The sequence below is a fragment of the Pseudomonas sp. WJP1 genome (genome assembly GCF_028471945.1).
Taxonomy (GTDB): domain Bacteria; phylum Pseudomonadota; class Gammaproteobacteria; order Pseudomonadales; family Pseudomonadaceae; genus Aquipseudomonas.
On sequence record NZ_CP110128.1, the window covers coordinates 6,295,799 to 6,308,726 of the forward strand.

The following is a 12,928-nucleotide window of genomic DNA, read 5'->3' on the forward strand; positions in this document are numbered from 1 at the left end:
TTTGTGGAATTCTGCAGAAAGTTGTGGACCTATAGAATGCCGGCCACAAGCCGGCTTTTTAATGTCCGCAAGAACATGATCCGACGGCCCCCTCACGGATAACTAAACGACTTCACCAACGTCAACTCCCCCACCGCCCGCATCGGCACCAAAAAAGTCTCCATTTTCTCACTCGGCGTCCCCTCCTCCGTAATCACCGTAACCTGCGCCGTCGTCAGCGGCTGAACCGCATCCTCCTGCCCTTCTTCATCACTGCGGTACCCCCCGCCAAAGTAGTTCACATACACCAGATACTGCCCCTTGATCGGCGCTGGCATGGCAAAGATTTCCGGGCCGTAGCCGGTAGTCACGTCGACATCGAGGGCGGCGCCGTTTGGCACGACGCGGTCGCCGTACCAGATGTGGGCGCCGTCGGGGGTGATCAGGTGCAGGTCGAGGTCGGTGCCGTCGCTATCCCAGGCCAGCAGTACCCGCAGCTTGGCGGGTGTGGCGCCGACGCTGGTGTTGAGGAACTGGGTTCGGCGGCGCTGCTGGCCGTCAGGGCTGCGGACTTCGACGCTATTGCTACCGCTGGGGAATGAGAATGGCCGATCGAAGCCGCCCGCTGGATCGATTTTCAGGGGCATGCTAACGCCGTTGACGATCAACCGTCCGGGTTCGCCATTCTTCGGCGCGGCCTTGATCTGACCTTTGATACGCGCGGTGTTGGCCTGTCCTGCCGGGGTGTTCACCGATGAAGCCGGGTAGTTGACGGTCTGGCGGAAGCTTTCCCCCTCGCCTTCAGGAGCGCCGGTTCGCCAACCGCCAGAGGGGGTGTCGAGTTTGACACTGTCGGCGGCGGTTGCCGGCGATAGCACGGCGAGCGCGCAGAGCAGCAGCAAGACCTGTGGATAACGATCTGTCATGGCCTATTCCAGCAAGAGGTGGCGGGCGAGCCCTTCGATGTAGGTTTCATCCTGGCCGTTGGGGTGCGCTTCGAAGGCCAGGTGCAGGTATTCGTGGGTCAGGTCGAGGCGGTCCTGCAGCGAGAGCACGCCGCGCACGTAGATGCGCTGGCGTTCGCGGTCGACGAAGGGGCGGCCGAATGCCAGGCGGCATACGGCGAAGGTGCTGACTTCGTTGTAGCCGGCTTCGCTTTCAAGACGGTGTCGCCAGCCGCGGCGCTGCTTTTGCAGCCAGTCTTGCGCGGCGAGCAGCGCTTCGCAGGAGGCAACAGGATTGTCCCAGCGGCTGAGGCTGGCCCGTGGGTAGGCGTGGAGCAGGATGGCGTCGTAGCGCTGGCCGGCGTTGGCTTGTTCCACGGCTTGTTGCCAGGACAATCTGTCGAGGCCTGGTTGGTTGGAGTGGTAGGTCACGGTGCTGCCGGCGAGTACCAGGTCGCTGGTCCAGGCGGCAATGCTGCGTGCCTGCGCCGTGGCCGGGCGTGGCGCGACGCGTTGGCGCTGGCTGCTGTCGTCGATGCTCAGGCAATCACCGCGGCGCGTGGCGTTTTGCAGCAGGTAGGTGCGGATGGCCACGGCCAGGGCCTTGGCGGCTTCAGCGGGTTCGGCACTGGCTTCACGCTGCAGCACACGGGCGACATATTCTTCGCGATCCAGGCGGGCGACCAGCTTGGGTGAGGGGCTGTCGTTGAGCAGAAACAGTTCGCCGTCGCTTTGGATATCCAGTTGGTTGCCATTGGCGAACTCGACGCGGTAGTCGCCCTGCAACTGGCGGGACGACATGACAGTGTCACCTGACACTACCCGTTGTAATGGATAGCGAGAGAACAGGTCGACCTCGACACACTTCCCCGCCTCCGCCGGCCAGGATGTCGGCAGCACCGTCGCCAACGCCTGGGCGTAATCGCGCAGGACCCGCTGGCTGGTTCCGCGCCCTCCCGCCCAGATCGGCGTACCATCCGCCGTCCAGCCGGCGAATCCACCCTGACGCGACGCCGCATCCCGGTCCCCCAGCCAGCTCCAGGTCTTTACCCGCAAGCGGCTGCCGAGCTCGCCCACGACGTTGCCATCCGCCGCGCTCAACAGCACATCCAGTAGCACGCGACGCGCTTGGTCCTGCGCCGGCATCCGCGCCAACATGCGCAACAATTCCACCACCGAAACCCGGGTGGCAGCCTGCAAAGATGGCAAATCCAGCAGCCACTCTGGCGCCTGTCGTGCCTGCCAATATTCGCGCCAGGCGCCAGGGTCGAGTGCCAGGCGCGCGGGCTCGAAATACAACCCACATGACTTCACCAACGCCTGATCCCGTTCGATCTTGCCCCCGGCGGCGCAGCAATACACTTCCTCTTTCGACTGCCCGCGGCAGCTATACGCCGGCTCGTGAGCTCCGGTATCCACCAGCCAGCCGTACACGAACAGCTTCCAGACACTGCCCAAGGGTGCCTGCAGACTGTCGGATAACGGTTCGCGGGATATCAGCTGCGTGCGGCTCAACGTCAGCAATTGGTCCTTGAACGCCAGCCGCAACGGTTCTTCCTGCGCGGTGGCCAGCGCGGGAATCAGACTCAGCAGCAACCAGACCCAGGGCCGACGCATATCAGTGAACCGTCACCTGACCGAGCGCCGGTTTCTGCTCCTGGGCCTGATGCTGCGGCGCGTACACCTGGGTGAAGCGCGCCGGCGGCAGGCTGAACTGGCCTTTCTGCGAGAAACGCACCAGGTGACGCAGACGCAGTTCGCCGCTCAAGGCATCCACCGGCACCGCGTAGGCCATTTGTCCCGGCTCGAAACGGGCCTTCTCCAGCGCTGTCGGTTCGGTCCCGGCCTTGCCCATGAGCTTGATGCCCCAGGTCGTGCGTTCGACATCCGCGCCCGGTGGCAGCGGCACTTCGAGCAGGCCATAACGCAAGGGCCTGGCGGCTTTGCTGGTCAGGATCACTTCGTCGAGATACAGGTTGTCGCTGGACAAGGGAGCACTGCCGACCGGTTGCAACTTGAAGGTGAAGGCTTCATCGCCTGGCACCAATCGCGACAGGCGACGGGTGATGGTCACCGGCAGCGGATCGACCACTGGCTGCTGGCTCTGGAAGCTTAACGCGGCGCTCAGTGGACGCTCCTGCGCACCACTCAGCGATAAGACGCCGGGGACCTGCGCGCCTTGCCATGTCCAATAGACTTCACCCGTCGCGCCCTGCTCCTGCTTCCAGCCGTCACCGGGTTTCAGGGCTACAGCTGGCGCGGCCTGTTCGATGCTGCGTTGCAACCAGGTCAGTGCCAACGCACGTTCCAGCGTGGATTGCTGTGGCAGTAAACGCAGCAACAACGCTTGCGCATGCGCCTGATCGAACGGCTGCAGCGATGCATTCAGCACTTCGGCAAAGGGCTCGGAGCTGGTGGCCAGTCGCTGCTGTGCGTCAGCCAATTGCCGCTTGAATGCGGCCGGCAGAGCGACCTTCGATTGCCCGGCCAGTGAAGCACTCAATGCCCGCGCAGCGGCCAGGCCCAGCGCCGAGTCCGGATCAGTCATGACCAGGCTATCGCCAGCCACATCCATGACGTTTGCGGCACTGCCCTCACCGGCGCGCATCAGGTCTTCCATCAATCCGCTGAGCAAAGTATCGACCGGCAATTGCATCTGCCTGGCGAACGACAAAATCAGCGCCCGTTGCAACAGCGGCGTGTTCTTCGCCTGTTTCGCGTACACCTCCAGCACTCGCTGCCAGTGCTCTGGCGGCAGGCTCAGTTGCAGCACCCGGCTGGCGTGCCAGTCGGCGTAGTACGCGTAGGCGGTGAGAAACGCGTCCGGCTCGCCGTCCATGCCCCACCAGGTGAAGCTCGCCGAAGGGCCGGCCATTTGCACCAGGCGCAGGCGGCTGTTCTGCATGATCAGGCGCAGGCGATCGCGGACCTGCGGGTTCGACGACAAGGCTGGATAGGCGATGCTCAACGGCAGCAATTGACTGGCGGTTTGCTCGACGCCGCCGTACGGGTAGCCCAGCAGATCATCGAGGGCAGAACGGAACAGCGCTTGCGGGCTGTCATCCAGGCGCAGACGAATATCCGATGCATCCGGCGGCAGGGTCAACGGCGTTTCTGCGCTGGTCACGTCCAGGCGCTGGCTTTGCGTGACTTGCCAACCTTCGCCGGTTGCATTGAGGTGCACGGCCAAGGCATCGACGGTTTTGCCGTCCTGCGTGAGTTCCGCGCTCCAGTCGCCATTGACCAGCCCGAACGCCGGCAGCGGTATGTAGTTGATGCCGCTGTCGAGCGTGACCGGAACCCGCTGTTCGCCGCCCGCGTAATGAATCACCAGCTCGGCCTTGACCTGGTTTTGCGCCTGGCTGAAAGCAAACACACCGAGGTCCGGCTTGTCGCCGGCGCGGAATCGGGTTGGCCCGCTCCACTTCAGGTACAGCGGTTTCTCCGAGCGCACGAACTGCTTCTTCTGCCCGACCTGGCCGTCATCGGCGATGGCCCGGGCGGTGATGCGCCAGCGGGTCAGTGAGTCCGGCATATTGAAGGTGAAACGGGTCTTGCCGTTGGCGTCGGTCATCAATTCCGGTTGCCAGGCGGCGGTGTCGACGTCTTCGCGACGCGGACGCTCCAGCACCTTCACACCGCGCTCGCTGCGGTTGGCTTTGCCCGGCGCGCCGGGGCTACCGGGCAACGCGACGTCGTAGCTGATGAACGAAAGACTGGCGCTGGTGCGCACGTTGTTGCGCCGCGGGTGGTAGAAGAACTGGTCGATGGTTGGCGCGATTTCCGGTTGCAAGGCGTAGACCATTTCGTCGACCACACTGACCGTCAGATGCGCCGGGATCGGCTTGCCGGCGAACTGCGTGGTCAGGTCCACCGACACGGTGTCGCCAGGTCGGTAAGTCTCTTTGTCAGTGGCGATGGCCACATCGATCTGCGGCGTGATCACCTTGATTCCGGCGTTCTGGAAACTGTACTGACCACCCTTGGTGTACAGCACCGAGAACGTCAGGTTCGGCGCGAAGCTGTCCTGCACGGCAATGCGCGCGCGGTATTGGGTGTCGCTGAGTTTTTCCAGCTTCAGCCAGTCGCCGCCCTTGGACAGCAGCGCCGTGGCCTCGACCTTGTCGCGTTCCAGCGACAGCAGCGCATTGCTGATCGGCTCTGGGAAGGTGATCAACGCCAGTGCTTCATCGCCGGCCTTGTACTCGGGTTTGTCGAGGACGATTTCCACGGTTCCAGGTACCGCCTTGACACCCTCGCCGGTGACGGAATGACCCGTGGCACCGAGCGTTCGTCCATGGTCATCCCGGAGCGTCAGGTTGTAGGTACCCGGGCGCTCGAAAGCCAGGGTGAAGCCCTTGTCGGTTGCCGCGAGCCTGCTTTCGCCAGTGCTCTGGTCCTCCAGGCGAACCCAGCCATAACTGCTGGGCGTGACCGCCTCAGCCTGCTCGCTTTCATTGACGTAGCTGAACGCAACCTTGTCGCCCACCGCACTGAAGCGCTGCGGTGCACTCAAGCGAAAATTCGCCGCACCACGGTCGATGAGGATTTCCTTGGTGGTCTTGACCCGAAACGCCGCGCCATCGCTGGCGAACACGGTGAGCATGTAGCGACTCGGTTTCTCGGCGGCCGGCAGGTCGAGAACGGCATTGCCCTTGGCGTCGGTGGTCAGTTCGGTGCTGGTCAGTTCCACCGGGAATTGCCCGAGGTATTGCAGCTCGTTGTCGACCATCGACAGTTGCTGGGCGCGCAGGCTCAAGGTCAGCCTGGCGTTGGCCACCGGTTTGCCGTCCGGATAGAGCAGCACCAGGTTGCCCTTGACCGCCTCGCCAGTGCGGTAGTCCTGCTTGGCCAGGTTCAGGGAGATCTCGAAGTGCGGCTTGATGTATTCAGCCACGCGAAAGGCGCTGCTGTAGGCCTGGTCCTTGTAGTTGAAGCGCAACTCATAACCGCCGGCCACCGCATTGTCGGGCAACTGGAAACGGCCTTGGGTGCCGGCCTTGGCGTCGAGTTTCAAATCGAGGGTTTGCAGTGCCGTACCGGTCGCATCCAGAACAGTCACGTTTACGTCGGCTGCGGATGGCTGCACTGAATCCCGGGCATTCTTGAACTCGCGCCCGACGATTTTCAGCGACACCCAATCCCCCGGCCGATACAGCGGGCGATCGGTGAAAGCAAAGAGTTTGGTGTCATAGATTTCGCTGTCGTAGTAGAAGTTTTCCGAGACGAAAACGCCGCCCTCTTCGTCCTCGCCAATCACGAACGAGCGCTCGGGACTGACGTGTTTCAGGCGCAGCAAACCATCGGCATCGGTCGCCCCGCTGCTCATCACACCCAGGCCATCGGTCCACAGCACGTTGACCTTGGGTACCGAACTGCCCTCGTGTTTGCGCGCCGCCCACACCAGCAACTCATCCCCGGCAATCTTGCTCACCGCCACGGTGTTGGAGACGAAGACCATGGTGGTCGCGCGATACTTGCCGATCAGCGCTTCCACCAGGTACAGCCCCGGTTTCAAGTTGCCCAACGGGATATAGACGTTGCCCGGCGCAACACTGACGAACTCACTGGAAGACCCGGCGAGATTCACGCCTTCAGGCGGCTGGATCGGTTTGGCTTGCCACAGCGGATAACGGAATTGACTGACCACCGGCAGCCCTGGAATCAGGGCAAATTGTGGCTGTGCGTCATAGGGCGTTGGCGCAGCCATGGCGCTACCCATCTTCAGTTCCGGTACTTCCTCGGTGACTTGTTTACGCGACTCGTAGGAAAACGCCCGCTGCATGACGCGACGGGATTTGCGGTACCAGTTGTCCCACAGGTAGGCGAGCGTATTCGACAGGCCTTCGCCCTTGAACTGGCCGTCACTGACGACCCGGTGCAGGTTCTTCTGGCGCTTGAGGAAGTCCAGCGGTTTATCGATGCGATATACCCGAATATCGGCGCCGCCGTAGGGTTCCATGCGCAAGCGACGGTAGTCGCGACCCGGCGCTTCCAGGCGGACCATCGCCTGTTCGTCACTGGCGAAACTGCTGTCGGCCAGCAGGAAAAAACTTTCACCGGCCACCGGCGTGTAGCCGCTGGGTTCCATGGTGTCGTCGGCGTTGACCGTCGAAAATGGCAGCAGCAAAGCCAACAACAGAGGCAGAAAACGCAGCATGCGGGCACCCATCATTGGGAGAGAAAATTCAGTCGATAGACGCCGATGAAGTTGGGGTTGGCTGCATCGGGTATCCATCGGGTGTCCTTCCATGTCATGAGTTGTTGCAGGCTTGCCGAACGCATGCCGTTGTCGGTAGGCGTCGTGGTGCCGGTGTGATAGGCGATGTAGCGGCCCATCCAGATCATCAGGTGCTGGTCGTCGCCCTGGTCGAAAAACATCAGGTCGCCGGGACGCGCCTGTGCGACATCGCGGCCAACCAGCCGGCTGTTGAACTGGATCAGCTTGATCGCGTTGACGTAGGGTCCGACCTTGCCGCCCCCCTGTTGCCATTGCTGGGCCAGGCCGCGCTGGGCCGCACTCAATTGCAGCTCCGGCGGCAGGTAGCGGTTGGACAGGCCATTGCTGCGCAGCCATTTGTCGTCATGGACTTTCAGCGCTTCGTTGGCGGCAAAACGCACCAGCCCCGCGCAGTCCTGCTGATACCAGCGTGGGCTTGGGCCCCGGCTCAGTTGCTCCTGGGCGATGCGCACGAACCAGGCGCGGAACACCTGGGATTGCTGCGGATCGAGCGCCGGTGTTTCGATAGCCCGGGCGCCCGCGCTCAACAGCAAGGCGAGCACGCCGAGGCTGCGGATCAATACGTTCACAGGGCTTTCCATTGCAGCGGCAACCATTGCCAGTGGCCATCGGGCTCGCTGCCCTCGGGCAGGGTCAGGGCGTACTTGCCGTATCCGCCGAGCTTGCGCAGCTTGGGAATCAGGTAGGTTTGCGCCGCGTTGTAGAACACCGGTTCCATGTCCTGCGGCAGGCTGTCGAGGGTTTCGCGCTGCATCAGTTGCGCCATGGCGTCCGGGCCGAAGTACACCGGCATCAGCAGGTCCTTGGGCACCACGTCGGCCATCGGTGGGAAGCGTTTGTCGAGGGTACCAAGGGCCTTGTCCAGCAGCTTGTCATCGAGGGAAAACAGCAGCGTCGAACCGTGGCGCGCCAGGCTGACATTCATGAATGCCTTGCCGGTGATCGCCTCGGGTTTCTCGGCATCCTTGGCCGCATACGGGCCGAAACTGGAGCTGACCTGACGCTGCCATTGGCGGTTCTCACCTTGCTGTTTCTCGACCACCGGGAACACGTGCTCATCGACCTTGCTTTCATACGCGCCGACCATTGAACCGAACAACTTGCCCAGTTCGCCATCGAGGCTGGCGCTGTCTTCATCCTTGAGGCTGGCCACCAGCAGTGGCGTATACAGCCGCGAATCGGCGTACCAGCACAGGCCCGCCGCGCCGGCCATGTGCTCGGTCAACGCCTGGGCCGCGGTCTCGTCAGCACCGAGCTTGAGCAGCAGCGGCTTCTGTTGCTCGGCGGCCAGCGGCAGAGCAACGCAAGCACTGGCGCCCATGGGCATGGCTTGCCAGATCGGTTTGAAATCGAAGTCCGGCTGGTCGTCCAGTTCATCCATGGCCAGGAAGCTGTGCCAGCCCTTGTCATCCATGTCGAAGCGCAGCCCGGCGAAATTCGGGATGAAGCGCTGATACCCCATGGCCAGCACGCTGGCATTGACCGATAGCCGCTGTTTCACCTCTGGCGCGCGGGGTTGCAGGCCAAAGGCTTCGGGGAACAGTTTGTCACCGTTGAGCAGCGCGGCGATGGCTTGGGTCGAGACGCTGCCCGATTCCTGCGTCGCCCCGCTTTGCGGATCGTAGAGTTTGACCGGATTGGACAACACCACCAGTTTGTCGCCATGGGAGGCAAACAGCAGCGCCTTGCTGGCGTTGTAGGTGAGCTGATAAAGCGCCACGTCATCGTTGCCGACTTTGACGTCTGTGAGCTTGCTCAACTGCGAATCATCCAGCGCCACTTTGGCCAGTGGCTCCAGCACCTTGGCCAGGCCACCGCGATCCATCACCAGCAGGAAATCCTTGAGCCGGCCATCCGCCCCGCGCCACAACGCAACGTCCGCCGGTTGATCGAACAGTTGCTCGATCAGCGTGTCCTGCAACTTCAGGTCGTGCTCGTAGATGATCCGCCGCAGGCTGCCGATCAGCCCGAGGCGGTCGGCGTGGGTTTCGTAATAGAAGACGAAATCTTCGGTCAGGGTTTCCTTGAGGAACGGCACCGCCAGCAGGTCCTTGGGCAACTGGCTCAGGGAGTGGGTCTCGAGCAAACCATCGGGGCGGCTCATGCCGAGTTTTTCCGCCGCCAGTTGCGGTGCCGGGGCTTTGCTTTTCTGCATCAGCCAGCCCATGCCGGCGGCCACGCCCACGACCAGGCACAGCCCGGCCACAATTACCGGCCAACGACGGGACGGCTTGGGGCTCGGCGTTTCGGTGGCCGAAGGAACAGTGTTATCGCTCATTTCACAAAACCCGAATTCATCCGTGGAGCGGGATGCTTAATAGTTGAAAGTCTTGACCAGTAGCAGGTCACCGATTGCGCGCAGGGGCACGATGAAGGTTTCGCGTTTTTCGTCGACGGTGTTTTCGTTCAGCACCAGGTTGATCTGCGAGGTGATGACCTCGTTCTGGTTGCTGGTCTCATCGAAGTTATAGCCGCCGCTACCGAAGTTGCCCCAATAGTTGACGTAAACCAGATAGGTGCCGTGCAGCGGCGCGGTCATGGTGAACATTTCCGGGCCAGGGCCGTCGACGCCGTCCGGGTCCAGGCCGCCGCCATTGCTCATCGCCGGCCGGGCCCAGAATGCGTGCTGGCCGTCGGGCGTCACGATGTGCAAATCGAGTTCGGCTTTCGGATCGTCCCAGCCCAGCACCACGCGAATCCGCGCCGGGGTGCGCAGGTTGTTGGCTTCATAGAACTGCACACGCTTGAGCGACTGGCCCTCGGCACTGCGCACTTCGACGCTGTTGGAACCGGCGCCGAACGCATAGGGCCGGGCGAAACGACCCTGGTCGTCGGTGTACAGGTTCAGAGGATTTCCGTTGACCGCCAACGTGTGGGGCCCACGTTGCGTGCCGATGGCCTTGAGTTGGCCCTGGATCATCGTGCGATTGCGCTGCACACCGCGGTCGATGGGCGGCGTGGGATAGGCGACTTGCGGATTTTCCGTTCGATCCAGCAAACCATTGAAGCGCCAGCCGCCCACCGGATCCGACAACTCGGCACTCGGCGCGGCCAGGGCGGGTGCGCAGACCCACCCGATCAGCAGCAAAAGAAATGAGCGCATGTGACGCCTCCTGCCATGCATGACGAAACCTTGCGCCTGATCCTCGGCGCGTTACAGATGGGGATACTGCGTTTCGTCTGAAAGACCCTTTACTGTCAGGTCTGGGATGGCGCGAAGGTTAGACGCTCAGTCCACTCCTAACAATCAGATCTGTCTGAAAATGCGGTGGGAATCACGCGGATGGCTGGACGGTGAGCCGAATAAAGATCATATTCGGCTCACTATATGAGCCGAATAGCTTTTCTAATCGGCTCACACCTTCAAGAGCAACGAGTTCATGGCACCTTTCTGGATCTGGCAGCAGCCTGATTGGCCGAATTTTTCCTGGGAGGCCGAGCAATTGGCGCCGTTGCTGCGCGAGTGCGTCCAGGCACAAGGTCGATTGATGGGCATGGCCAGTTCCGTAGGCAGTTCGCTCAGTGCGCAGAGCGAACTGGATGCATTGCTGCAAAATATCGTCACCTCATCCGCGATTGAAGGTGAGCAGCTGAATGTCGGCTCGGTGCGCTCTTCATTAGCGCGACGGCTGGGGCTGGAGCAGCTTGATGGCAATCATGTCAGCCAACGCAGCGAAGGCCTGGCGCAACTGATGCTCGATGCCACACAGCATTTCGATGAACCACTGACACTGGAACGATTGCTGGATTGGCATGCGTGGTTGTTTCCTGATCAGGACACCGCCCTCGCCACCCGGAGCATGCGTATCGGTGCATTGCGCGGTGACGATCCGATGCAAGTAGTGTCTGGCCGCCTCGACAGGCCGACCGTTCACTTCGAAGCCCCCCCGCGCCATGGCCTTGAGCGCCAGGTCGACAGCTTCCTCGGCTGGTTTGAAAGCAGCCGGAATCAGGCGGGACTCGACCCGTTACTGAGGGCCGGGGTCGCGCATTTCTGGTTCGTCACGCTTCACCCTTTTGATGACGGCAATGGCCGTCTGACTCGAACCATCACTGACCTTGCATTGGCTCAGGGCGAGGCTCAGGCGATTCGCTTCTACGCCATGTCGGCGAGCATCCTGGAAGATCGGTCTGGCTATTACCGCGTGCTGGAAAACAGCCAAAAAGCCACCCTCGACATCACCGAATGGCTGGTGTGGTTTCTCCAGACCTTGTTGCGCAGCTTGCAGCAGGCCATGACGAGGATCGAGTCGGTGCTGGGCAAGGCCCGCTTCTGGCAGGCACACCGGCAATCCAGGCTGTCGGCCGAGCAGACCAAGGTGCTCAATCGCTTGCTCGATGGAGGGGAGCGTGGATTCGAAGGCGGGATCAGCGCCGCGCAATATCAAACTGTGGCGAAAGTATCCAAAGCCACCGCGACCCGTCATTTGGCTGAACTGCTGGAAAAGGGATGCCTGCAGCGCCTGCCCGGCGGTGGGCGCAGCACCCGGTATCGGATCAGACACCCCGATGACGCGCAAACCTGAGCCCTTGATCCATCGTTCCGAACACCCCGCTCATTTGCCCATAAACCCCCTATCTGCTAGTGTCGCGCCGGTTTAACGTCAACCGGAAATCGCCGCCATGGCCCGCAAAAAAGCTGCACTGGATTTCGAACAGTCCCTCGCTGACCTGCAAACGCTGGTAGAGCGTCTGGAGAATGGCGAATTATCGCTGGAAGACTCGCTGGCCGCTTTCGAGCAAGGCATCGGCCTGACCCGCGATTGCCAGGCGGCGCTGGCCCAGGCCGAGCAAAAGGTTCAGGTGCTGCTCGAGCGTGATGGCGAGTTGGCCGAGGAACCCTTCGACGCGGATCAACCAGAATGATTGCAGCGTATTCGGCAACCAGCCAGGCCCGCGTCAACGCCGCCATGGAAACCCTGTTTGTCGCGCCTGGCCCTGAGCTGGCGCGCTTGTACGAAGCCATGCGCTACAGCGTGATGAACGGCGGCAAACGGGTGCGCCCGTTGCTGGCCTACGCCGCCTGCGAAGCGCTGGGCGGCAAGGCCGAGCAAGCCAATGGCGCGGCCTGCGCAGTGGAGCTGATCCACGCCTATTCGCTGGTGCACGACGATTTGCCGGCCATGGACGACGACGATCTGCGTCGCGGCCAGCCGACGACGCACAAGAAATTCGATGAAGCCTGCGCGATCCTCGCTGGCGATGGCTTGCAGAGCCTGGCGTTCAGCGCCCTGCTCGACCCACGCCTGAGCAATGCCGACGCAGAGATCCGCCTGCAAATGGTCAGTGCGCTGGCATTGGCGGCCGGTCCGGCGGGCATGGTCGGCGGTCAAGCGATCGATCTCGGCTCGGTGGGCCTGAAGCTCGACCAGAAAGCCCTCGAATACATGCACCGGCACAAGACCGGCGCGCTGATCGAAGTCAGCGTCAAGCTCGGCGCCCTGGCCAGCGGTCGCGCGGAGAAGGACGAACTCAAGTCCCTGCAGACTTATGCACAGGCCATCGGCCTGGCCTTCCAGGTCCAGGACGACATTCTCGACGTCGAAAGCGATACCGAAACCCTCGGTAAACGCCAGGGCGCCGACATTGCCCGCGACAAGCCGACCTACCCGGCACTGCTCGGCCTCGATGCCGCCAAGGCCTACGCCCTGGAACTGCGCGATCAGGCGCTGCATGCGCTGCGACCGTTTGACGCGGCTGCCGAGCCATTGCGTGAACTGGCCCGCTACATCGTCGAGCGACGCAGCTGACGGCGTATGCGCCA

9 protein-coding genes are annotated in these 12,928 nt (G+C 62.3%); 3 read left to right on the forward strand and 6 right to left on the reverse strand.

Features of this window, described 5'->3' with window-relative positions:
* Positions 1 to 92: 92 nt before the first annotated feature.
* The 6 genes from OH720_RS28350 to OH720_RS28375 are packed head-to-tail and all read right to left on the reverse strand — an operon-like array spanning position 93 to position 10,267.
* Positions 93 to 905 carry a YfaP family protein gene (locus OH720_RS28350; protein ID WP_272603706.1) on the reverse strand — a complete coding sequence of 271 codons (813 nt, stop codon included), beginning with the start codon at positions 903 to 905 and terminating at the stop codon, positions 93 to 95.
* Positions 906 to 908: 3 nt separating this feature from the next.
* The gene (locus tag OH720_RS28355; protein ID WP_272603707.1) at positions 909 to 2,540 is read right to left on the reverse strand and encodes a DUF2300 domain-containing protein; all 1,632 of its coding nucleotides are present in this window, start codon (positions 2,538 to 2,540) and stop codon (positions 909 to 911) included.
* Between the two features lies 1 nt (position 2,541).
* Positions 2,542 to 7,098 (reverse strand): alpha-2-macroglobulin family protein, encoded by a 4,557-nt coding sequence (locus OH720_RS28360; RefSeq protein ID WP_272603708.1) that lies wholly within the window; start codon positions 7,096 to 7,098, stop codon positions 2,542 to 2,544.
* Positions 7,095 to 7,745 carry a DUF1175 domain-containing protein gene (locus tag OH720_RS28365; RefSeq protein ID WP_272603709.1) on the reverse strand — a complete coding sequence of 217 codons (651 nt, stop codon included), beginning with the start codon at positions 7,743 to 7,745 and terminating at the stop codon, positions 7,095 to 7,097. Before OH720_RS28365 ends, OH720_RS28360 begins: the two co-directional genes overlap by 4 nt.
* Positions 7,730 to 9,442 (reverse strand): DUF2138 domain-containing protein, encoded by a 1,713-nt coding sequence (locus OH720_RS28370; RefSeq protein WP_272603710.1) that lies wholly within the window; start codon positions 9,440 to 9,442, stop codon positions 7,730 to 7,732. Before OH720_RS28370 ends, OH720_RS28365 begins: the two co-directional genes overlap by 16 nt.
* A 36-nt stretch (positions 9,443 to 9,478) precedes the next feature.
* Positions 9,479 to 10,267 carry a YfaP family protein gene (locus OH720_RS28375; RefSeq protein ID WP_180204448.1) on the reverse strand — a complete coding sequence of 263 codons (789 nt, stop codon included), beginning with the start codon at positions 10,265 to 10,267 and terminating at the stop codon, positions 9,479 to 9,481.
* A gap of 277 nt (positions 10,268 to 10,544) precedes the next feature.
* On the opposite strand from OH720_RS28375, the gene OH720_RS28380 reads away from it, so the two are divergent.
* The 3 genes from OH720_RS28380 (at position 10,545) to ispA (ending at position 12,914) form a co-directional block, all read left to right on the forward strand.
* A complete protein-coding gene (locus tag OH720_RS28380; RefSeq protein ID WP_272603711.1) occupies positions 10,545 to 11,690 on the forward strand; it encodes a Fic family protein in 1,146 nt (381 codons plus the stop codon).
* A 97-nt stretch (positions 11,691 to 11,787) separates the two neighbouring features.
* Positions 11,788 to 12,030 (forward strand): exodeoxyribonuclease VII small subunit, encoded by a 243-nt coding sequence (locus tag OH720_RS28385; RefSeq protein ID WP_007970180.1) that lies wholly within the window; start codon positions 11,788 to 11,790, stop codon positions 12,028 to 12,030.
* Positions 12,027 to 12,914, forward strand: a complete 888-nt coding sequence (gene ispA, locus OH720_RS28390) for a (2E,6E)-farnesyl diphosphate synthase (RefSeq protein ID WP_272603712.1) — start codon at positions 12,027 to 12,029, stop codon at positions 12,912 to 12,914. Before OH720_RS28385 ends, ispA begins: the two co-directional genes overlap by 4 nt.
* Positions 12,915 to 12,928: the final 14 nt, after the last annotated feature.